This is a genomic window from Robertmurraya sp. DFI.2.37, from assembly GCF_029211245.1.
Lineage (GTDB): Bacteria > Bacillota > Bacilli > Bacillales > Cytobacillaceae > Robertmurraya > Robertmurraya methanolica_A.
In genome coordinates, this window is sequence record NZ_JARGEJ010000007.1 from 55,161 (window position 1) to 78,088 (window position 22,928).

The window sequence follows — 22,928 nt, forward strand, 5'->3', positions numbered from 1 at the left end:
AAAAAGGTGATAATAGGTGACGAGAGCAAAAAGGAAATCAGAACATATACAGCATGCTTTAAAAATTGGCCAAAGCAGACTCACTGGTTTCGATGACATTACTTTTATTCACCAAAGCTTACCTGATTGTTCTATAGAGCAAGTGCAATTAAGAACTAAAATTGGCGAACTTACTTTAAGTTCGCCAATTTTTATAAATGCAATGACAGGTGGTGGCGGTGAAGCGACATGGAAAGTTAATCGAAAATTAGCGATTGTAGCAAGAGAGGCAAATGTTCCGATCGCAGTCGGTTCACAAATGTCTGCCTTAAAGGATCCTTCTGAGGAGAGAACCTTTAAAATCGTACGTGAAGAGAATCGGGACGGGCTTGTTTTTGCAAATTTAGGAAGTGAAGCTACTGTCGAACAAGCAAAAGCAGCGGTTGATATGCTTGAGGCGAATGCATTGCAAATTCATTTAAATACCATTCAGGAGTTAACGATGCCTGAAGGAGATCGAAGTTTTGTCGGCGCCCTTAGGAGAATCGAGTCTATCGTAGACAATCTTGAGGTTCCGGTTATCGTTAAGGAAGTCGGTTTTGGAATGGGGCGTGAAACAGTTGAAAAACTTCAGAGTGTTGGAGTGACGGCTGTTGATGTTGGAGGTTTTGGCGGTACAAATTTTGCCAAGATTGAAAACGAAAGAAGAAGCAAACTTTTAACCTTTTTTAATGATTGGGGCATTCCAACCGCCATATCTATTATCGAAGCAGCTAAAGTGAGTCGAAATGTTTCAGTAATAGGTTCTGGCGGAATTCAAAATAGTCTCGATATTATTAAAGCGATCTCACTCGGTGCTTCAGCAACAGGTCTTGCTGGGCAAATTTTAAAAATACTTGTTAATGACGGATATGAAGCGCTGATTGAGGAAATTGAAGAGATGAAAAATGAGCTACGAATTATGATGACCGCACTTGGAGCAAAAACATTATCAGAGCTCCAGCATGTTCCTTTGCTTATATCAGGTCAAACTCATCATTGGCTAACTGAAAGAGGAATTGATTCAAAAGGATACAGCCAACGAACATAAACTTTAAAAGTAAAGCTCCCTGTGCGAAAAAGCGCTGGGAGCTTTACTGTTCTTCATGAACATACGGTGCTAAACAGGGAACTTCCGCTTTTCTTTGTCCAGCTACAGCGGCTATCTCCTAGCAAACTTCAGCCCACCTCCCTACGATAAGTCGATAGCGAATCGCTTCCGCTCTTCGTATCTCCTTTATCTCAGTCGCTGTTCTTCCAGTTTGTACGGAGATGAACGAGCCGTTTCCGCTTTTCTTTGTCCAGCTACAGCGGCTATCTCCTAGCAAACTTCAGATCCTCTCCCTACGATAAGTCAAACTCGATTCGCTTTCGCTTCTCGGTTTTCCTTTATCTCAGTCGAGGCCCTTCCAGTTTGTACGGAGATGAACGAGCCGCTTCCGCTTTTCTCTGTCCAGCTTCAGTTCCCTAACGCCTATTGGACTTCCGGTTGCCTCCCTACGATAAGTCGATAGCGAATCGCTTCCGCTCTTCGTATGTCCTTTATCTCAGTCAGCCCCGTCCAGTCCATACGGCGCTAAACAGGGAACTTCCGCTTTTCTTTGTCCAGCTACAGCGGCTATCTCCTAGCAAACTTCAGCCCACCTCCCTACGATAAGTCGATAGCGAATCGCTTCCGCTCTTCGTATCTCCTTTATCTCAGTCGCTGTTCTTCCAGTTTGTACGGAGATGAACGAGCCGCTTCCGCTTTTCTATTTCCCATTGTTTAGTTTTTCTGCTTCTTGTGGGCTGGACATTTTTGTGGCTCCTGGATAATGGAGTGCTTGATCACGATCAGATTCTGCTTTTTTATTTTTGGCTATCTTTTTTTGTTGACGATCTTTTCCCATGCTGGCCACCTCCTAACTTATAACATCCATCATTTTTTATCATCCTATTCAGCTTTTTGTGGTTCGTAAAAGTTTATTTCGTGCAGATTAAAGTACATAACGATGAGACATAATGGAGATGATAGGAGGTAACAGAATGGAAGGGATTTTCTTTTTTTGGTTATTTTGGATTTTTTGGATTATCACCACTTTTTTTATGAGTAAAAGTCGTTTAAGACTTGTACTATCTGCTGCTATTTTAAGTGTCATTATTTTGTCTACTTATACAATGAAATGGTTCACTCTTAATATTTCCGCTTCAAGCTTGTTTCTGCTTTTAGCTACGTATGTAATAATGGCCAAGCAAAAGGGAAGGAAAGGTTTATATCTCTTTATAACCTCCTTTATTATCATGCTGGCGTTTACAACCTTTCATCTATATGAACTATATGATCCAGTATGGCTTATCTTTGATCGAAATATGATGTTATCTTTTCTGTTAACTTACATTACCTTACTTTTGCACCATGATGTGAAGTTTCGCATCATCACCCTTATTTGTGGTTCCATACATGGAGAGATTCTTTACGCAGCGATCTTAAAACATATTACTCCCTCCTATTTAATTGGCTCATTCGCCTATTTAGATGTCATCTCAATCTCGCTCGGTCTTTTGCTCATTATAAATGGCTTTAAAAAGGTATCATCCTATTTTGAATATCAAATTAAACATCTTGAAAGGGGAAAGCAAAAACCATCATGAGTGAATATACATACCCCATACTACTTGGGATTATTATTGGAACTTTAACAAGAGTTTATATGCTGAGAACAGATTATCGCCAGTATCCAACGTATTTGCATGGGAAGATTATTCATATTGCTTTAGGTTTTATTGCTGCTGGTTTAGGGGCGCTTGCAGTCCCATCTATTTTGGAGGAAGATTTCACGGCAGTTACCTTTTTAACGATTGCCGCGTCTCAATTTAGAGAGGTGCGTAATATGGAACGGAATACATTAACGGAAATGGATAGCTATGAACTTGTTCCGAGGGGAAAAACATATATTGAAGGAATAGCTATCGCGTTTGAGAGCCGTAATTATTTAGTGATTTTTACTTCCCTTTTGACAACACTTGGGTATATTTTGACGAATTTATGGGGCGGTTTACTTGTAGGAGTAATTGCTTTTTTTCTTTCGAAGATTTTAATGGCTGGTGGAAAACTTGAAGATATTGTGGAAATTGAGTATGTGGAGCCGAGATTTGATAGCTCAGGATTATATGTTGAAAATATTTATATTATGAATATTGGATTGCCCGAAAGAAGAAAAGAGGTTTTGCGCTATGGAATGGGCTTTATATTGAAACCTAAAAATTTCGATTCGCGCTCAACAATAGCGAATTTGGGGCAACGACAAGCAATTTTACATGATGTTTCTACCGCGCTAGGTGTTTATCGAGACTCAGGAACCCCCGCGCTAGTTCCTTTGGCGAAAAGAGATTTAGATGATGGCAGAATTGGTATTTTTGTTTTGCCTCAAGAAAGGGATATTGAAAGGGCAATTGAAATCATCGGCAAAGTACCGACATTAGAAAATGCGATCCGGATGCCGACAGAAAGAAAGAAAAAGGAAGAGGGGATGTAGCAGATGGATTTTGAAAAATTTATTCTTGCAGTCATCACAACGAATCCAAAGAAGGCCCCGTCAGGAGTTGCTGTATTTCATTGTGACAATAAGGAAGAGATGGATGAAATTACTGCTAATCTTGAGGCGATCTTGGACGGAATTGCCCATTCGTTAACAGAGGATTTATATATTATTGTGAAGCATTAATATGTCAGAGCACTTTTTTCATGCTATTCTTTATGACTTTTATCCATACAAAGTTGTATTACTTCAATCTTTTCATTGCGAGGGTGTATTCACTTTGTTAATATAATTAGGTTAGACCCTTCTCATATGGAAGGGTTTCTTTACTAAGGAAATGCTGCTTTAAAAGAAAATTTATCAAGATGTAAACACTTTAGAAAAATTGCAAGTGTAGTCTATAAGAAGGAAAGGGTGATGTTCATGGTGAAACCAGTAGTAGCCATAGTTGGACGTCCAAATGTAGGTAAATCAACGATTTTTAACCGAATCGTAGGAGATCGGGTTTCGATTGTCGAAGATATTCCAGGGGTAACGAGGGATCGGATATATAGTGCTGCAGAGTGGTTAACTCATGATTTTAATATTATTGATACAGGTGGAATTGACATTGGGGATGAACCGTTTTTAGATCAGATTCGTCAACAAGCTGAAATTGCAATTGACGAAGCAGATGTGATTATTTTTCTCACCAATGGCCGAGAAGGAGTGACTGCTGCTGATGAAGAAGTCGCGAAAATTTTGTATAAGGCAAAAAAACCAGTTGTTTTAGCTGTTAACAAAATTGATAACCCAGAGATGAGGGAGCAAATTTATGATTTTTACTCCTTAGGATTTGGGGAACCATTCCCGATTTCGGGTGCTCATGGCTTAGGATTAGGGGATTTATTGGATGAGGCAGCGAAGCATTTTCCGAAGGACGAGGGAGATCATTATGATCCAGACACTATTAAATTCTCGTTAATAGGTCGCCCAAATGTAGGAAAATCTTCCCTTGTTAATGCCATTCTTGGAGAAGAACGAGTAATTGTTAGCAATATTGCTGGCACAACCCGTGATGCGATCGACTCAATGGTGACAGTGAATGGGCAAAAGTATGTCATTATTGATACAGCTGGTATGCGCAAAAAAGGTAAGGTCTATGAAAGTACAGAAAAATATAGTGTTTTGCGTGCTTTAAGGGCAATTGAAAGATCAGACGTTGTTCTAGTTGTTCTAGATGGAGAAGAAGGAATTATTGAACAGGATAAAAAAATAGCTGGTTATGCCCATGAGGCTGGAAGAGCAGTGGTCATCGTAGTTAACAAGTGGGATGCTGTTGAAAAAGATGAGAAAACAATGAAAGACTTTGAACAGAAAATTAGAGATCATTTTCTATTTTTGGATTACGCTCCGATCGTGTTTTTATCAGCTTTAACAAAAAAACGCATACATACTTTAGTTCCGATGATCGATATGGCAAGTGAAAACCATATGAGAAGAGTGGAAACAAGCGTTTTAAATGATGTTATAATGGATGCTGTAGCTATGAATCCAACACCAACAGATAAGGGGAAAAGGTTGAAGATTTACTATGCAACACAAGTTGCTGTCGGTCCTCCAACATTTGTTGTTTTTGTCAATGATCCAGAATTAATGCATTTTTCTTACCAACGCTTTTTAGAAAATCGCATCCGTGATGCGTTTGGATTTGAAGGTACCCCGATAAAAATCTTTGCTCGTGAACGTAAATAAAAAGTTTGCAAAAAAAGATAGGCCATTTTTTCTAATGCTTAAAGTAGCATTAAACTTTTTCAATATCGCTTTTTCCCATAATTTTAGGAGCCTTCACTTTGTCTAAAGTAATGTGTGAAAACAGCGTTCACTAATTAAGTTAAGGACGTGATAATGTGGAAAGGAAAAGAGAAAAAATCTCCGTCATCGGTGCTGGGAGCTGGGGAACGGCATTAGCAATGGTCCTTGCAGATAATGGGCATGAGGTTAGACTTTGGGGACATAATCCTCAGCAAATCGAGGAAATTAATAATAATCATAGCAATGAAAAATATTTACCAGGAGTTACGCTTCCGCAAGAAGTTGTGGGCTATTCGTCGCTGCAAACAGCATTAGAAAATATTGACCTCATTCTTTTAGCTGTTCCGACTAAAGCGATTCGAGAAGTGCTTAAGCAGATTCAAGAAGTTCAGGAACGTCCGTTAACAATCGTCCATGTAAGCAAAGGGATTGAGCCAGATACATTGATGACAATCTCTGAAATGATAGAGGATGAAATGAAGGCGGAGCTTCTGAAAGATGTTGTTGTACTTTCGGGACCGAGTCATGCTGAAGAGGTTAGTCGCAGGTTTATTACAACGGTAACGGTTTCCTCGAAAAATATGGGGGCAGCCGAAAGAATCCAAGACTTATTTATTAATTCTTATTTTCGAGTGTATACGAATCCGGATATTGTTGGTGTCGAAATCGGAGGCGCCTTAAAGAATATCATTGCTCTCGCTGCTGGGATTACTGATGGGCTTGGTTATGGTGATAATGCCAAAGCAGCATTGATCACAAGAGGGCTTGCTGAGATTGCCCGATTAGGTACGAAAATGGGCGCAAGTCCGTTAACCTTTTCAGGTTTAACGGGTATTGGTGATTTAATTGTTACATGTACAAGCGTGCATTCAAGAAACTGGAGAGCTGGAAATTTATTAGGGAAAGGTCAAAAATTACAAGAGGTTTTGGACAATATGGGAATGGTTGTTGAAGGGGTAAGAACAACAAAAGCTGCCTATCAATTGGCAGCAAAATTTGAAGTGAAAATGCCGATTACGACAGCACTTCATAATGTCCTATTTAAAGACGCTAGTCCGAAAGGTGAAGTGGATTCCTTAATGTCACGCGTTAAAACCCATGAAATGGAGGATTTGGCAAACGTTCTCTCGAGTGACCAGATCTAAGTCGTAACCAGTTAATGGAAACGTGGTGTATGTCTATAATATTTTCAAAATATAGGCTTTCGAGGATGCGATTTATCTTGGCGATGCATACAATGGGAGCGAAGCAAACTGGTGAAATGAACAGGGTGTATGGTGTATTTAGTCATTTTAGGCTAAAGTAAAGAGCAGCCCCCTACTTTACTTTAGTCTTTTTTTGTATTTTTTATTTGTAGGGAATCTTTGGTAAGTAAAGATATAATGCTATATCATTCATAGGACAAATGATTTACTTAACTGTTATGGCTTATGTTATAATAATTCGGAAAATGACAGTGGAATCCTTATCTTTGCTTCCTTCCATGTCCTTATTAGAACGATATTTTAGTTGAATCTCTAAGTCTCTCGAAGGAGTTGATGATATGTCACCAGCAATGTTAAAAATGTGGATCTCGATCTCTGCAATGGGATTCATGTTTATTTCGATCATTATGATTTATTTTAGCCGTTATAAATTAAAAAATAGTGTTATAAAGTTTATTACTGCTCTCATTGCGTACGTTTTAATGATCTTTAGCGGGATTATTATTTTTTTCGTAGTTTTAAGTGGCCCGACGACATAAACTATTTATCAATACATAGAATAGAAGGATTGATACTTATGAATAAAGGAATACTTTTTTTGTCCATTTGCCTGATCACATCCGCTATTTTAACGGGCTGTGCTTACCCACAGGACAAGTTAGCTCAAAATCAGACTCCATATCAAGATCAAGTTACAGCTGTTCAATCCGCAGTTGAAAAATTTCAAGAGGACAAGGGTGGAATTCTCCCAATCAAAACGAAAGAAAACGATACCCCAATTTATCAAAAATATTTGCTAGATTTTAAACAGCTTGTGCCTCAATATATGGCGGAGCCACCAGGAAATGCGTTTGAATCTGGCGGGGTTTTTCAATATGTTTTAATTGATGTGGAAACAAACCCAACTGTGAAAATATTCGATTTGCGGGTTGCAGAAACCATTAGAGATATAAATTTAAGAATTTCAATGCAAGATTATCCACCTTACAAAGAGAGGATCGCTGATGGCGTCTTCTCATTGGACTATGAACAACTTGGTTTCAAGGAAGAACCAGTCGTGATTAGCCCATATACTAGTCAAGAACTTCCATTAGTGATAAATGGAAATGCGGAAGTATTTGTAGATTATCGCAAAGATTTATATCAAATTTTGCAAGATGGTTCAAAACCTTTGCAACCAGGTGTGGATATTAGAACTGTACTCCATGAGGATTCATTATTTGTTCCTGCTTACTCATTGCCGTATACAATTGATGCAGAAACAAATGAAATCATTTTTATGCCTTCTTAATCATGTTTTCTATTCTAAATTTGCAGTCATAACCCTTTTCTTACGGAATATATTGTAGGAGAAGGGTTTTTATTATACTTAATTAATCCATTTTAAGTAAAAATGAGAAATTAAAAAAAGGATTTTCTCATAGCTCCTTTTAATTTGAAATGAAATTGATAAATAAGGAGGTATTTTTAAAGAAAATTGTCATAACTGAGTAGGACAACATCATACACATATATTGTCTAAGTATCGTAATGAACTCGATATGAAAGTTCTAAATGGCAATAAATTAGGATAACTATTATCCCACTAACTCACGATTTCAGGAGGGGATCACTTGGAAAAGGTAGATATTTTTAAGGATATCGCTGAAAGAACGGGCGGCGATATTTATTTAGGAGTTGTTGGAGCAGTACGAACAGGTAAGTCAACTTTTATCAAGAAATTCATGGAGCTCGTTGTTTTACCGAATATGGATAACGAGGCAGATCGTGCTCGTACCCAAGATGAATTGCCTCAAAGTGCAGCTGGTAGAACGATCATGACGACAGAACCAAAGTTTGTTCCTAATCAAGCGGCTACAGTTCATGTCAGCGAAGGATTAGATGTCAATATTCGTTTAGTAGATTGTGTTGGGTATACTGTACCAGGAGCGAAAGGATACGAAGATGAAAATGGCCCTCGAATGATCAATACTCCATGGTACGAAGAGCCGATACCTTTCCACGAAGCAGCTGAAATTGGCACAAGAAAAGTAATTCAAGAGCATTCAACCATCGGTGTTGTCGTGACAACTGATGGAACAATTGGAGAAATTCCAAGAGTGGACTACATTGAAGCTGAAGAAAGAGTTATTGAAGAGTTAAAGGAAGTTGGGAAACCATTTATTATGGTGATTAATAGTGTTCAGCCGCATCACCCGAATACAGAGGCTCTTCGTCATGAACTAGCTGAAAAATATGATATTCCAGTGCTTGCTATGAGTATAGAAGGAATGCGTGAGGCTGATGTTCTAAATGTTATGCGCGAAGCTCTTTATGAATTTCCTGTCCTGGAGGTCAATGTTAACCTTCCAAGCTGGGTGATGGTATTGAAAGAAGATCATTGGCTCAGAGAAAGCTATCAGGAAGCTGTAAAGGATACAGTTAAAGATATTAAAAGGCTGCGGGATGTCGACCGAGTTGTACATCTCTTTGGCGATTATGAATTTATTGATAGAGCAGGATTAGCTGGTATTGAAATGGGTCAAGGGGTTGCGGAAATTGACCTTTTTGCTCCAGATGAGCTGTATGATGATATTTTAAAAGAAATTGTCGGTGTGGAAATAAGGGGAAGAGATCATCTATTAGAATTGATGCAAGATTTTGCTCATGCAAAGCAAGAGTATGACCAGATTTCAGATGCGTTAAAAATGGTAAAACAAACTGGATATGGAATTGCTGCACCAACACTTGCTGACATGAGTTTAGACGAGCCGGAAATCATTCGCCAAGGTGCTCGTTTTGGTGTCAGATTAAAAGCTGTCGCACCGTCGATCCATATGATAAAAGTGGATGTGGAATCGGAATTCGCGCCGATTATCGGGACAGAGAAACAAAGTGAGGAACTGGTTCGATACTTAATGCAAGATTTTGAGGATGACCCATTATCAATTTGGAATTCTGATATTTTTGGCAGAAGCCTGAGCTCAATCGTAAGAGAAGGTATTCAAGCTAAGCTTTCATTAATGCCAGAAAATGCGAGATATAAATTAAAAGAAACACTTGAGAGAATTATTAATGAAGGCTCAGGTGGATTAATTGCGATTATTTTGTAACTGTTCAAGACTCCAGAATGGGGTCTTTTTTGTTGTTTTTTTCATAAATAGTCATTGACTCTTTGCGATCAATTATGAATAGATGTCGTTTGGCACGCTAACTTTTAGAGGTACGACAATGCCTCTCTTTTACCTACTCAAGTATGTTAGCTGTTAGTATACTTGTTAAAATAGAAGACGAGACGACTAGTTCAAAAAGAATTTCAAAGCAAGAATCCGTAGCTCCATCGGCATGTTCACAAATTTTAAATTTTTGTACCAGATAACGCTAATTTTACGCTTACTTACAAAATAGAGCATAGCAGTAAACAATAAGAATATTTACGACCCCATCTATTTAGTTGCAAACAATATATCGCCTTATATTTGAATATTGAAAAAGATTGTGCTGATCTCGACAAAATCCTGCAAAAACAGTTCAAAAAAGAAAAGATTACCATTAATTCGCTAAATTTTCTTGATAACCTTAAATGATTGTGATAATCTTTTAACAGAATTACTGTTGAAAGCGACATGAAGCCTTATAAATTAAGGTTTTTTAAGAGAAAAGCGTTGAAATCTTGATTTTTATCATTTAATATATGAAAAGAGGTTCATTCAATTGAAACGTTGATGTTATCACATTTATAAAGTGATAGACCTTTTTTTGTACGAAATTCTAATGTTTTAACCTATTAACCATGAAAAATGGCTAAAAATAGGGACAAATATGAGTCGCTACGTATAGAAATCAGTAATTTTGTTTAAAAATGATGATAAGAATGCAATTTTCAACTGAATGAGTCGAATTCTTTGGGAGGAGGTGAAAGGCATGAACAAGACAGAACTAGTTAATGCGGTTGCTGAAGCTAGCGAACTTTCTAAAAAGGACGCAACTAAAGCAGTAGACGCAGTATTTGATTCAATCTTAAATGCTTTAAAAGATGGTGATAAAGTACAATTAATCGGTTTCGGAAACTTTGAGGTACGTGAGCGCGCAGCTCGTAAAGGACGTAACCCTCAAACTGGTGAAGAAATTGAAATTTCTGCAAGCAAAGTACCTGCTTTCAAACCAGGTAAAGCGCTTAAAGATGCAGTAAAGTAATTACATAGTACTTTATACTTCTGATAATATATCTTGCTCGTTTACGAGTGGATATTCTTATCTTCTTGAAAAAGGCTCACGTTTATACGTGGGCTTTTTATTTTTTTGTTTCTTAAAGTAAATGGTTGACTACTCATTTCATGAGTAACCTTTTTCATGTCTTTGAGCTTCTGGCTGAAAGGTAGTCTTGAAATGATGAAAACAGGGAGAAAAGTTAAGTTTCTCCTGTTTTTAGTCAAAAGCGCCGTTATATTTCAAAGCTGAATTCCTTCTTTTTGCCTGTCTTTCGTAAGATGTGCTAAGATGTTAGTGTTATATTTAGGTTAGTTGATGAAGGATTAGGCTGAGGAGGATATGAATCATGTCAAAGGTCAATCGTGCCCAAATTGAAGAGGCGGTACGTTTAATATTAGAAGCGGTGGGGGATGACCCTAATCGAGAAGGGGTACTGGATACTCCGAAACGGGTAGCAAAAATGTATGAGGAAGTTTTCCAAGGAATTCATCAAGATCCACGTGAGTATTTTGAAACGATATTTAGTGAAGATCACGAAGAGTTGGTATTGGTTAAAGATATTCCGTTTTATTCTATGTGTGAACACCATCTTGTTCCTTTCTATGGAAAGGCTCATGTTGCTTATATCCCTAGGAATGGCCGAGTTACTGGTCTGAGCAAACTGGCAAGAGCAGTCGAAGCGGTAGCGAAAAGACCGCAGCTTCAAGAAAGGATCACGTCAACCGTTGCTGATGCAATGATGGAAAAGCTTGAACCACACGGTGTCATGATTGTCGTTGAAGCAGAACATATGTGTATGACTATGCGAGGGGTCAAAAAACCTGGTGCTAAAACCGTAACCACAGCTGTTAGGGGTACATTAGCTGAGGATAGTCAAGCTAGAGCTGAAATTTTATCGTTAATTAAACAGTAGTACGAAAAAGTATCGACTAAAATGTGAAATTTAGTCGATACTTTTTAAAATAGGTTCAGTAGTTTTCGCAAAACCTATAGGAAAGTCACTGTAATAATTGGTATGATGAGGGTACGACAAGTATTGAATGATAATCATTATGAATGGGGATGTGGAAGCGGATGGAAAACAAACCAAGTGGTGAATATTTAGTGATTAAAGCAATTGATGATGGAGTAAATGTAATTGGATTAACACGCGGCACAGATACGCGCTTTCATCACTCTGAGAAGCTAGATAGAGGAGAAGTTATGATTGCACAATTTACGGAACATACTTCAGCAATTAAAATAAGAGGAAATGCTAAAATATTGACCTCATACGGGGAAATAAGCAGCGGCGGAAACGAAGATTAAACTTCTTTTTTAAATTTGGTAATATTGTTAGTATATAACAATATACAGAATTATCTATATTTTTTCTTAAGAGGACCATAGTAGGACCTTTTATGATATAATTGTCCATGCGTTTATTTTTCAAAAGGTCGGGACAAAAAGTAAAAGTAGAATCTAGGGGATACAAGGGTGATTTCATGCTAAACCTTCAACAAAAACTAGAATACGTTCGGGAAAAAATAGAAGGAAAGATCCATCATCCCTTCTTAACACAAAATATCGAAGCGCCAATTATTGATGAAGATAAACTTTTCTTTCTTGTCTCTTTTCTTGATGATCTGAATGTTTCCATTGAAGATATGGAGAACTATGTAGTGCCCACAATGCTATTGCAAATTGCTCTTGATACCCATGATAAGGTTACGAACGATCTTTCAGGAGATTCCAATTTAAAACATAGGCAGTTAACGGTACTTGCCGGGGTCTATTATAGTGGTCTTTATTATAAAATTCTGGCCGATCAAGATAATATTGAAGTAATCAGATTGCTTGCTGAAGGAATTGAAACCATCAATGATCAAAAAATTATTGTTTATCAGCAAGAGCTAGATGGAATTGAAAAACTTATTGAATGTCTTAAAAATATCGAAGCATCTTTACATAAAAAACTGGTAAAACATTTACATGCAAAGGGTTGGGATGACGTCATCACCAATTTCTTATTAATTAAGCGCTTAAATAAAGAAAGGGAGCAGTTTGTTAAGTCCCATACGTCTGTTGTTTTTGAGGGATTAAAGAAATTGGTCTTCCCAAAGCATGAACATACTTTGAAAGAATTATCACATGAACAAAGGAATCATTTAGTATTTATTTGCGATAAATATATAAGCTTTTCAAAAGAGCTGTTAGTAAAAGCAAAAAATAAGCTGCCACTTTTAAATGAAGCGGTTGAAAGCAAAATTGAAGTGGTTTTAAACCAGCATCAAATAGGTGTGAATTCGCTTGTGGAAGAAGGGTAAGAAAATGGACCAGTCAAAAGAACAACGTGTACATGGTGTTTTTGAAAAAATCTCTGACAACTATGACAAGATGAATTCAGTGATCAGTTTTCAGATGCATAAAAAATGGCGTGAAGACACGATGAAGAGAATGAATGTCAAGGCCGGTTCTAAAGCGTTAGATGTATGCTGCGGTACAGCAGACTGGACAATTGCCTTAGCAGGAGAAGTAGGTTCGAACGGAGAAGTTATTGGGCTTGACTTTAGTAAAAACATGCTAAAAGTTGGTGAAGAAAAGGTTAACGATTTGCATTTGCGTAACGTTCAATTAGTTCATGGAAATGCGATGGAGTTGCCGTTTCCTGATCAGACCTTTGATTATGTCACGATCGGTTTTGGTCTTCGGAATGTGCCGGATTACTTGCAAGTGCTAAAGGAAATGAATCGTGTTCTCAAGCCTGGAGGAATCGGAGTCTGTCTAGAAACATCTCAGCCGACTATGTTTGGGTATCGACAGTTGTTCTATTTTTACTTCCGGTTTATTATGCCGTTTTTTGGAAAGCTTTTTGCGAAGAGCTATAATGAATATGCTTGGCTTCATGAGTCAGCAAAGGATTTCCCTGGAATGAAAGAACTTGCAAAAATGTTTGAGCAGGCAGGATTCAAGAAGGTAAGCTACAAGCCTTACAGTGGCGGTGCGGCTGCTGTACATATTGGCCACAAAGAATAAGGGTAGGTTGACTCTTATTACGTGTTAAAGTTTTTAGGATTGGTGACGTCGTAATGAAACTAAAGATGGTGTATTCATTTTTAAGCTCTGATATAAATATTATAGAAAATTCATTAGAAGAAACGGTGAAGGGAGAATCTCCACTTTTGCAGGAAGCATCCTTGCATCTACTGCAGGCAGGAGGCAAAAGGATTCGCCCTGTTTTTGTATTATTGGCAGCAAAGTTTGGAAGCTACGATATCCAAGTGGTTAAAGATGTTGCCGTTGCTTTGGAACTTATCCATATGGCCTCTTTAGTTCACGATGATGTTATTGATGATGCTGATCTGCGTCGTGGAAGACCGACGATCAAAAGTAAATGGGATAATCGTTTTGCTATGTATTCTGGAGATTATATCTTTGCAAAATCATTAGAATTAATGACAAATGTAGAAAATCCGGTTGCACATCAAATTTTATCTAATACGATTGTAGAACTTACGATCGGTGAAATTGAACAAATTAAGGATAAGTATCGTTTCGAACAAAATTTGCGTGATTATTTGTTAAGAATCAAAAGAAAGACTGCTCTACTAATTGCAGCGAGCTGTCAGTTGGGAGCGATTGCTGCCGGAGTTGAGGAGGAAGTCCACCGCAAGCTAGCACGTTTCGGTTATTTTGTAGGAATGAGTTTTCAAATTACCGACGATGTTCTCGATTTTACAGGCACTGAAAAAGAGCTTGGAAAGCCTGCTGGAGGAGATTTACTTCAAGGCAACATTACTCTTCCTGTGCTATTTGCAATGAAGGATGAGAAGCTGCGCAGTGAAATTATTAAGGTGCATGAAAACATTGACTCAGATGAAATGACTCGCATTATTGAGCTTATAAAGAATTCAAATGCAATTGAAAAATCTCTTGAGTTTAGCGATCGATACTTAGATAAGGCGCTTGAGGTGCTTGATGAGCTCCCAAATAATAAGGCGAAAAAGACGCTAAGAGAAATTGCTCTTTATATTGGCAAAAGAAAATCATAAAAAAGGTTAGCGACAAGTAGTTCGCTCTTTATGATCACTAATTAAAAACAGATTGAATCCTCTGTTGCCATTATGTGAGATTAATGGTAATATTTTTCGTGGGCTGTCATAATATTTAAGTCCATACATATAGACAAACAGTAGGAGTGGAGCATATGGAAAAGACTTTTTTAATGGTTAAACCTGATGGTGTGCAACGCAGTCTAATTGGTGACATCGTTTCTCGTTTTGAAAAAAAAGGCTTTCAACTAGTTGGTGCGAAGTTAATGAGTATACCTCAAGAATTAGCTGAGCAACATTATGGCGAGCATAAGGAGCGTCCTTTCTTTGGTGAGTTAGTTGATTTCATTACTTCTGGACCTGTATTTGCAATGGTATGGGAAGGCGAAAATGTTATTGCAACTGCACGTAGTATGATGGGGGCGACCAATCCTAAGGACGCAGCACCTGGAACAGTACGTGGAGATTATGCAGCTACAGTTGGGAAGAATATTATTCATGGTTCAGACTCTCCTGCAAGCGCTGAAAGAGAAATTTCTTTATTTTTCAAGGAAGAAGAGCTTGTTTCTTACTCAAAACAAATTAGTGAATGGATTTATTAATTAAAATTTAATGATGATTCTGAAAAAAGTAAGCGCTTGTATAATTTGCAAGTGCTTTTTTAATATTTTTTGAAATGATTGATTTTAGAATTGTATTTTTTTATTCGCTTTTAAGCTATACTTAAAAAAAGTTGATAATTATAGGGAGAAAGAAATGACAAAGGATTACGAACAATTTGTTGAAAACATTAAGAGGATAACGGGAATTGACCTTTCATTATATAAAGAAGCGCAAATGAAAAGAAGACTCACATCCCTCTATGAAAAAAAGGCTTTCGCTCTTTTAATGAGTATTTTATGGCTCTTAAAGAGAATAAAACGCATTTGGATGAATTTTTGGATCGCATGACGATCAATGTTTCAGAATTTTATCGAAATGGAAAACGGTGGGAAGTGCTAGAGAAAAAAATCTTGCCGAAGCTGTTGGCAAAAAACAGTCGCTTAAAAATTTGGAGTGCTGCCTGTTCTACAGGAGAAGAGCCATATACGATTGCCATGATTATGTCGAAATTACAGCCGCTTTCTCAAGTTCAGATTCTGGCAACTGATATAGATGAAAATGTTATTTCCAGAGCAAAAATAGGTGCCTATCCTGAAAGAGCTTTAAATGAAGTTCCGGATGATATAAGACGCAAATATTTTAAACAGGATGGCAGCTTATTTTATATATCAGATGAAATCAAGAAAACTGTAACATTTAAAAAACAAAATTTGTTGGCAGATCCATTTGCTGGACCATATGATCTCATTGTCTGTAGAAATGTTCTCATTTATTTTACGGAAGAAGCGAAAGATATACTGTATAAGAAGTTTAGCAGTGCCCTTAAAGAAGACGGTATTTTCTTTGTTGGCAGTACGGAGCAGATTTTTAACCCAAGCTTGTATGATTTTGAAACAGAAGATACTTTTTTTTATCGAAAAAAATAAGAGCGGAAATGCTCTTTTTTTTGACTATTTCATAGGAAACGTTAGTTTTTATCTTTTTAAAGTAGTACTAAAAAGATCGCTCCTAAGTCGATGAAGCGCTAGAAGGAATCTTTTTTCTCTCTCGTTTTATCGAGACAGGCTAAACAGCTTTTATAATAAAGTTTAATGATTAATCGTAGAAAGGATTATGAATGATGCCAGAACAGTGTGAAAGTGCTAACTAGCGTATATTAAGGACAAAATATAGGCAATATTTTAAATTTTTTACTATTCTTCTTTACGTACGTATGTTATATTGGTACATAATCCTTTAATGAGTTGAAGGAGGAAAGAGTTATGAGATACATAACAGCGGGAGAGTCACATGGCCCCCAATTGACAACAATTATCGAAGGACTGCCGGCAGGAATGCCTTTAGTGGCTGAAGAAATTAATGAGCAATTAGCACGTCGCCAAAAAGGTTATGGCCGAGGTCGCAGAATGCAAATTGAAAAAGATACTGTTCAAATAACAAGCGGAGTGCGACACGGTTTAACCCTCGGTTCTCCAGTAGCATTGGTGGTTGCGAACGATGACTGGAAGCATTGGACAAAAATAATGGGACAAGAGCCACCTGATCTTGAAGATGGTGCAGAGGTAAAACGAAAAATTACGCGCCCACGACCAGGGCATGCTGACTTGAATGGTGGTCTCAAGTATGGACATCGCGATTTACGCAATGTTTTGGAGCGATCATCAGCACGTGAAACAACCGTAAGAGTAGCTGCTGGAGCAGTTGCGAAGAAGCTGTTATCTTTGCTTGGTATTGAAGTAGCATCTCACGTGATTGAAATTGGTGGAATTAAAAGTGAAGTTAGAAATTACGAATCAATGAACTCATTAAAGGAAATTGCTGAAAATTCCCCTGTTCGCTGTTTAGATCCAAAGGCTGAGACAGCGATGATGAAGGCGATTGACGAAGCAAAGGAAAATGGAGATTCAATCGGTGGCATTGTAGAGGTTATTGTGGAAGGGGTACCTGCAGGAGTAGGTAGTTATGTTCATTTTGATCGCAAGCTCGATGCTAAGCTTGCTGCAGCTATTGTTAGTATTAACGCCTTTAAAGGTGTAGAATTCGGCATTGGCTTCGAAGCTGCAAGAAAACCCGGGAGCGCAGTACATGATGAAATTGTATGGCATGAGAAGGAAGGCTATTCTCGAAAAACAAATCGATTAGGTGGATTCGAAGGCGGGATGACAACCGGGATGCCGATAGTGGTTCGAGGTGTGATGAAGCCAATACCAACTTTATACAAACCGCTTCAAAGTGTGGATATCGATTCAAAGGAGCCTTTTTCAGCAAGTATTGAACGTTCAGATAGCTGTGCGGTTCCGGCAGCTGCTGTTGTCGCCGAGCACGTTGTTGCATGGGAAATAGCGACAGCGATTGTGGAGCAATTTTACGCCGATAGACTAGACACATTGATAAGCACGATTGAACAGCAGCGTAAGTTTGCGAGGGAATTCTAATGGAATCACTGCAGATTCATACCGATTCTAAAAGTTATCCGGTATTTTTGGGTGGAGGGGTCATATCTGTCCTTCCCAACTTTTTAAAAACCCACTTTCCTTTATTAACGAAAGTAGTTATTTTTACAGATAGCAATGTTGGAGAAAGATATTTACCGACTTTGGAAAGTGTACTTTCTGAGTTTCACCTTTATACCTATATCATTCCTAATGGTGAATATGCAAAAACTTTTGATGTTTATCAAAGCTGTTTAACTTATTGTTTAGAAAAAAAGCTGGATCGTAAATCACTAGTCATAGCATTTGGTGGAGGCGCTGTTGGTGATCTCAGTGGTTTTGTTGCTGCAACTTTTATGAGAGGAATTCCTTTTATTCAAATGCCGACTACGATTCTTGCCCATGACAGTGCGGTTGGTGGAAAGGTTGCGATTAATCACCCTTTAGGGAAGAATATGATAGGCGCTTTTTATCAACCAGAAGCTGTCTTTTATGATTTAAACTTTCTTAGCAGCCTTTCCCTTATGGAAAGAAGATCAGGATTCGCTGAGGTAATAAAGCATAGTTTGATCCAAGATGAGGCTTTTTACCAGTGGTTACTTGCGAATATTTCTGATTTAACTGCTCTTACTTCTGAACAACTAGAATATATGCTTAAAAAAGGAATTCAGATAAAGAATGTGATTGTTTCTCAGGATGAAAAGGAAAAAGGGATACGAGCTTTTTTGAACTTTGGCCATACCTTAGGGCATGCGATTGAAGCGGAAGCGGGCTATGGAAAAGTGACACATGGTGAGGCTGTTTTAATCGGAATGTTATTTGCGTTGAAGTTAAGCAAAAATTTGTTTAACGTTTCGTTTCATTACGAAAAGTTTAAAGATTGGGTGGAGAAGCTCGGTTATAAGACCTCGATTCCAGAAGGGTTAAATTCTCAATCTTTGCTTGAACGTATGAAGCAAGATAAAAAATCGGTTGATGGTCATATTCAATTTGTGCTTCTTAAAAGAATTGCAAAGCCTGTTGCGGTTCCGTTAGAGGATCAGTTTCTGCTAACTGAGTTAAAGCAGTTTCAACAAGATTGATGTTAAAGAGGTGAAAGCTATTGATTAGAGGGGTTAGGGGTGCTACCACCATTGAGGACAATGTCGAGCAGGAGATTGTCTCAGCAACAGAAAAGCTGATTCGAGAAATGATCGTACAAAATGAGATTGTCGCTGAAGCTGTTGCATCTGTGTTTATTTCCGTGACGGAAGAAATAAATGGAGCGTTTCCCGCCAAAGCCTTAAGAAGAATCACGGGCTGGACTTATGTCCCAGTAATGTGCATGAGGGAGATTCCAGTTGAAAATTCATTAAAAAACTGCATTCGAATTATGATACATATTAATACTGAAAAGAGCCAAAGAGAAATACACCATGTTTATTTAGAAAAAGCAATTAGTTTAAGACCAGATTTAAAGGATGAATAAAACGATCGCAGAGAGTGGTGAAATCAATGAGATGGAAGGAAGAGCTTCTGCAATTGACTCCTTATCAGCCGGGAAAATCAATTGCAGAAGTGAAGAGACAATATGGACTTGAAAAAATAGTAAAGCTTGCTTCAAATGAAAACCCATTTGGATGTTCGCAACAAGTATTGGATAAAATTCGCCAATTTGCTGGCTCTCTTGCTCTTTATCCTGATGGGTATGCGACAGATTTACGGGGGGCGTTAGCAAGTAAATTAGGTGTGTTAGAAACGCAATTCATATTTGGAAATGGTTCTGACGAAAATATTCAAATCATTTCAAGAGCTTTGCTAAGACCTGGATTTAATACGGTTATGGCAACTCCGACTTTTCCTCAATATAAGCATAATGCCTTGATTGAAGGGGCGGAAGTACGGGAAGTCCCTCTAATTAACGGTGAACATGATCTCGAAGGCATGTTAAAACAAATGGATGAGAGGACAAATGTCGTGTGGCTTTGTAGTCCGAACAATCCTACCGGTACTTATATTAATGAAAAGAAATTATTATCCTTTTTAAAGAGGGTTCCACAAGAGACACTAGTCGTTTTAGATGAAGCTTACTATGAATATGTTGTGGCGGAAGACTATTACCATTCTATCGAACTGATAAAACAATTTGAAAATTTACTGGTGTTAAGGACATTTTCGAAAATTTACGGATTGGCTAGCCTTCGCGTTGGATATGGGATTGGTAGCGAAAAGGTGATTCGTGCTCTTGAACCGGCAAGGGAACCATTTAATACAAATACATTTGCGCAAATCGCTGCTAGAGCTGCTCTCGAAGATCAAGCCTATGTAGAAATGTGCAGACAAAGAAATCGCGAGGGTTTAGAACAATACTATCAATTTTGCGAGCAAGAGCAATTGTCTTACAACGAGTCACAGGGAAATTTTATTTTGATTGACTTCAAGATGGATGGAAATGAAGTGTTCCAGTACTGTTTAGAAAGAGGATATATTGTTCGTTCAGGTGCAGCTCTTGGTTTTCCAACATCTGTCAGAGTGACGGTTGGTTCAAAGGAAGAGAACGATGAAATGATTGCAGTTATGAAAGCCTTTATTTCTGAAAAATCCCCGCTTGATAAGCAGTAATCCTACATTTTTTTCAAAATCGACTAGATAAGCTCCTGCTCTATTAGGATCCATTTATGGTTCCTCTGAACAGGAGCTCTTAGCAATCATGAAAGCAGGTGTTCCCTTGAAAGGTCGTGTATTTATTATTGGGCTGGGACTCATCGGGGGTTCATTGGCTCTTTGTATTAAAGCTGAACATCCGAAAGCAAGGATTATTGGCTATGATGTTAATAAGAAACAATCTAGATTGGCGGCAATGCTAGGTGTTGTTGATGAAATTACAGAGGAAATAGAAACAGGTGCAACTGAGGCAGACCTCATCTTAATTGCCACACCAGTTAAGAAGATTGAAACGATGATCGAACAACTCTGTCATTTATCATTAAAGCAAGGTGTCATTATTTCAGATGCAGGCAGTACAAAAGTGGAAATTGTCAAAAAAGCGGCTTGCTTAAGGGACAAAGGCTATACTTTTATCGGCGGTCACCCGATGGCTGGCTCACATAAAAGCGGAGTTCAGGCAGCTAAATCCATCCTTTTTGAAAATGCTTTTTATTTATTGACACCTGAGGTTGACACGGATCACGAGGCTATAGAAACGTTGAAAATGTGGCTTAAAGGAACAAAAGCACGATTTTTACAAGTGCATCCTGCTGAGCATGATTATTTGACAGGGGTGATTAGCCATTTCCCTCATGTTATTGCGGCTTCTCTCGTTCATCAGGCAGAAAGAACTAGCAAGACGCAAAGCTTAGTCACAAGATTAGCAGCTGGGGGATTTCGTGATATTACAAGAATAGCTTCCAGTAGTCCACATATGTGGAAGGATATCTCTCTTCATAATAAAGATGTTCTTTTACAATTATTTACGGATTGGCAGGAAGAAATGGTAAGGGTTGCGAACATGTTAAGGGATGAAAATGAGGAAGAGCTCCTTCAGTATTTTTCTCGGGCAAAGCAGTTTCGCGATGAGATGCCTGTAAAAGAAAAAGGTGCGATTCCAGCATTCTACGATTTATTTGTCGATGTTCCCGATTACCCTGGGGTCATTTCTGAAATCACTGGCTATTTAGCAAAGGAAAAAATTAACTTGACGAATATCCGGATTCGTGAAACGAGAGAAGAAGTATACGGAATCCTTGTCATAAGCTTTCAAACAGAAGAGGATAGAGAAAGAGCAGAGCACTGTATTCGTCATTATACCAATTACGAAACATCCACTGGGATATGAGAGGGGGATAAAATTGAAAACAATACCATTAGCGATAAATGCAGCAAGGCTTCAAGGCCAATTGCAAATACCAGGTGATAAATCTATTTCCCATCGTTCCATTATGTTTGGAGCTATTGCCAATGGAACGACATCAATAACGAATTTTCTAACTGGAGATGATTGTTTAAGTACGATTGCTTGTTTTCGAAAGCTTGGCGTTGAAATCGAGCAGGAGGGAAATCGGGCAGTTGTCCTTGGCAAGGGCTTTACTGGATTAAAAGAACCAAGAGAAGTGCTTGATGTTGGAAATTCTGGAACGACGATTAGGCTTATGCTTGGAATTTTAGCTGGACGTCCGTTTTTTTCCACGCTTATTGGTGACGAATCTATAGGGAAAAGGCCGATGACAAGAGTCACTAAACCATTACTAACTCTAGGTGCTAATATTGATGGGAGAAGTGGTGGGGAGTATACTCCAATCGCGGTGAGAGGAGGAAATCTCACAGGGATCGAGTATCGCTTACCGGTAGCAAGTGCTCAGGTAAAGTCTGCAATTCTTTTGGCAGGTTTACAAGCAGAGGGTGAGACAACTGTTATTGAAACCTCGAAAACCCGAGACCATACAGAAAGAATGATTCAGCATTTTGGCGGAAAACTCGAAGTGGATGGTCTCACTGTTAAACTGCAAGGTGGGCAGTCTCTTCAGGGAACGAATGTGGAGGTTCCAGGAGATATTTCTTCAGCTGCTTTCTTTCTAGTAGCGGGAGCGATTGTTCCGAATAGTGAAATCAGGCTGAAAAATGTAGGTCTTAATCCAACAAGAACAGGTATCATAGATGTGATGAGAGAAATGGGAGCTGACTTGCAAGTAGAGAACGAACGAGAACAATTTGAGCCGGTTGGTGATTTAATCATAAAAACTTCGACCCTTAAAGGAACAACGATTGAAGGAGATATGATCCCGCGCCTAATTGATGAAATTCCAATCATTGCTTTATTGGCCACGCAAGCAGAGGGAATCACAATTATTAAAGATGCTGAAGAATTAAAAGTGAAAGAGACGAATCGAATCGATACAGTAGTTCACGAATTACGAAAACTAGGTGCGAAAATAGAATCAACAAATGATGGCATGATTATCTATGGAAAGCAGCAACTGTTAGGTGGCACTGTAAGTAGTCATGGTGATCATCGAATTGGGATGATGCTCGCTATTGCCTCACTTATTTGCAAGGAGCAAACGAACTTAGACAATATCGAAGCGATATCTGTTTCTTATCCTAATTTCTTCAACCATTTAGAAAGTCTGTTAAAGTAACAAAGGATCTTGCTAGGTAGGA

The 22,928-nt window shown here is 38.3% G+C and carries 24 protein-coding genes and 1 pseudogene; 23 read left to right on the forward strand and 2 right to left on the reverse strand.

The genetic code is table 11. The features are described from left to right. Positions 1-16 precede the first annotated feature (16 nt). On the forward strand, positions 17-1,069 hold the full coding sequence (fni, locus tag PZE06_RS05860; protein ID WP_150914774.1) for a type 2 isopentenyl-diphosphate Delta-isomerase: 1,053 nt from the start codon (positions 17-19) through the stop codon (positions 1,067-1,069). Positions 1,070-1,187: 118 nt separating this feature from the next. Here the strand turns inward: fni and PZE06_RS05865 are convergent, their stop codons facing one another. Beyond that, the gene (locus PZE06_RS05865) at positions 1,188-1,346 is read right to left on the reverse strand and encodes a hypothetical protein (protein WP_191963165.1); all 159 of its coding nucleotides are present in this window, start codon (positions 1,344-1,346) and stop codon (positions 1,188-1,190) included. Between the two features lie 423 nt (positions 1,347-1,769). Then, positions 1,770-1,907, reverse strand: a complete 138-nt coding sequence (locus PZE06_RS05870) for a YpzI family protein (protein WP_150914773.1) — start codon at positions 1,905-1,907, stop codon at positions 1,770-1,772. Positions 1,908-2,043: 136 nt separating this feature from the next. On the opposite strand from PZE06_RS05870, the gene PZE06_RS05875 reads away from it, so the two are divergent. From PZE06_RS05875 to aroA, 22 genes and pseudogenes are all read left to right on the forward strand, one after another. Next, positions 2,044-2,649, forward strand: a complete 606-nt coding sequence (locus tag PZE06_RS05875; RefSeq protein WP_150914772.1) for a YphA family membrane protein — start codon at positions 2,044-2,046, stop codon at positions 2,647-2,649. Continuing rightward, complete coding sequence (locus PZE06_RS05880) at positions 2,646-3,533, forward strand: YIEGIA family protein (protein WP_150914771.1); 888 nt, start codon at positions 2,646-2,648, stop codon at positions 3,531-3,533. The genes PZE06_RS05875 and PZE06_RS05880 overlap by 4 nt, the downstream gene beginning before the upstream one ends. A 3-nt stretch (positions 3,534-3,536) precedes the next feature. Beyond that, positions 3,537-3,722, forward strand: coding sequence for a capping complex subunit for YIEGIA (locus PZE06_RS05885; RefSeq protein ID WP_150914770.1), 186 nt, complete (start codon positions 3,537-3,539; stop codon positions 3,720-3,722). A 237-nt stretch (positions 3,723-3,959) separates the two neighbouring features. After that, positions 3,960-5,270 (forward strand): ribosome biogenesis GTPase Der, encoded by a 1,311-nt coding sequence (der, locus tag PZE06_RS05890; protein WP_095306597.1) that lies wholly within the window; start codon positions 3,960-3,962, stop codon positions 5,268-5,270. A gap of 155 nt (positions 5,271-5,425) precedes the next feature. Next, on the forward strand, positions 5,426-6,475 hold the full coding sequence (locus PZE06_RS05895) for an NAD(P)H-dependent glycerol-3-phosphate dehydrogenase (RefSeq protein WP_150914769.1): 1,050 nt from the start codon (positions 5,426-5,428) through the stop codon (positions 6,473-6,475). A gap of 398 nt (positions 6,476-6,873) precedes the next feature. After that, complete coding sequence (locus tag PZE06_RS05900; protein WP_150914768.1) at positions 6,874-7,074, forward strand: DUF2768 domain-containing protein; 201 nt, start codon at positions 6,874-6,876, stop codon at positions 7,072-7,074. Between the two features lie 38 nt (positions 7,075-7,112). Beyond that, positions 7,113-7,826, forward strand: coding sequence for a hypothetical protein (locus PZE06_RS05905; RefSeq protein ID WP_150914767.1), 714 nt, complete (start codon positions 7,113-7,115; stop codon positions 7,824-7,826). A gap of 322 nt (positions 7,827-8,148) precedes the next feature. Next, positions 8,149-9,627, forward strand: coding sequence for a stage IV sporulation protein A (gene spoIVA / locus PZE06_RS05910; RefSeq protein WP_150914766.1), 1,479 nt, complete (start codon positions 8,149-8,151; stop codon positions 9,625-9,627). Positions 9,628-10,438: 811 nt separating this feature from the next. Beyond that, positions 10,439-10,711, forward strand: a complete 273-nt coding sequence (locus tag PZE06_RS05915; protein WP_126409103.1) for an HU family DNA-binding protein — start codon at positions 10,439-10,441, stop codon at positions 10,709-10,711. A gap of 361 nt (positions 10,712-11,072) precedes the next feature. Next, positions 11,073-11,639, forward strand: coding sequence for a GTP cyclohydrolase I FolE (folE, locus tag PZE06_RS05920; protein ID WP_095306549.1), 567 nt, complete (start codon positions 11,073-11,075; stop codon positions 11,637-11,639). 161 nt (positions 11,640-11,800) lie between these two features. Next, a complete protein-coding gene (mtrB, locus tag PZE06_RS05925) occupies positions 11,801-12,034 on the forward strand; it encodes a trp RNA-binding attenuation protein MtrB (protein WP_150914765.1) in 234 nt (77 codons plus the stop codon). A 176-nt stretch (positions 12,035-12,210) separates the two neighbouring features. After that, the gene (locus PZE06_RS05930) at positions 12,211-13,032 is read left to right on the forward strand and encodes a heptaprenyl diphosphate synthase component 1 (RefSeq protein ID WP_150914764.1); all 822 of its coding nucleotides are present in this window, start codon (positions 12,211-12,213) and stop codon (positions 13,030-13,032) included. A gap of 4 nt (positions 13,033-13,036) precedes the next feature. Beyond that, positions 13,037-13,741: a demethylmenaquinone methyltransferase gene (locus tag PZE06_RS05935; protein WP_150914763.1), complete on the forward strand. Its 705-nt coding sequence runs from the start codon at positions 13,037-13,039 to the stop codon at positions 13,739-13,741. 53 nt (positions 13,742-13,794) lie between these two features. After that, a complete protein-coding gene (gene hepT, locus PZE06_RS05940) occupies positions 13,795-14,757 on the forward strand; it encodes a heptaprenyl diphosphate synthase component II (protein WP_150914762.1) in 963 nt (320 codons plus the stop codon). A 155-nt stretch (positions 14,758-14,912) separates the two neighbouring features. Next, a complete protein-coding gene (gene ndk, locus PZE06_RS05945; protein ID WP_150914761.1) occupies positions 14,913-15,359 on the forward strand; it encodes a nucleoside-diphosphate kinase in 447 nt (148 codons plus the stop codon). A gap of 154 nt (positions 15,360-15,513) precedes the next feature. Continuing rightward, positions 15,514-16,286, forward strand: a pseudogene (locus PZE06_RS05950) (CheR family methyltransferase). A gap of 336 nt (positions 16,287-16,622) precedes the next feature. Next, positions 16,623-17,795, forward strand: a complete 1,173-nt coding sequence (gene aroC / locus PZE06_RS05955) for a chorismate synthase (protein WP_150914760.1) — start codon at positions 16,623-16,625, stop codon at positions 17,793-17,795. Then, positions 17,795-18,874, forward strand: a complete 1,080-nt coding sequence (gene aroB, locus PZE06_RS05960; RefSeq protein ID WP_150914759.1) for a 3-dehydroquinate synthase — start codon at positions 17,795-17,797, stop codon at positions 18,872-18,874. Before aroC ends, aroB begins: the two co-directional genes overlap by 1 nt. A gap of 20 nt (positions 18,875-18,894) precedes the next feature. Then, positions 18,895-19,260 carry a chorismate mutase gene (gene aroH, locus PZE06_RS05965; RefSeq protein ID WP_150914758.1) on the forward strand — a complete coding sequence of 122 codons (366 nt, stop codon included), beginning with the start codon at positions 18,895-18,897 and terminating at the stop codon, positions 19,258-19,260. A gap of 26 nt (positions 19,261-19,286) precedes the next feature. Then, the gene (hisC, locus tag PZE06_RS05970; protein WP_150914757.1) at positions 19,287-20,393 is read left to right on the forward strand and encodes a histidinol-phosphate transaminase; all 1,107 of its coding nucleotides are present in this window, start codon (positions 19,287-19,289) and stop codon (positions 20,391-20,393) included. Between the two features lie 106 nt (positions 20,394-20,499). Continuing rightward, positions 20,500-21,606 carry a prephenate dehydrogenase gene (locus PZE06_RS05975; protein WP_150914756.1) on the forward strand — a complete coding sequence of 369 codons (1,107 nt, stop codon included), beginning with the start codon at positions 20,500-20,502 and terminating at the stop codon, positions 21,604-21,606. A gap of 13 nt (positions 21,607-21,619) precedes the next feature. Next, positions 21,620-22,906 (forward strand): 3-phosphoshikimate 1-carboxyvinyltransferase, encoded by a 1,287-nt coding sequence (gene aroA / locus PZE06_RS05980; protein WP_150914755.1) that lies wholly within the window; start codon positions 21,620-21,622, stop codon positions 22,904-22,906. Positions 22,907-22,928: the final 22 nt, after the last annotated feature.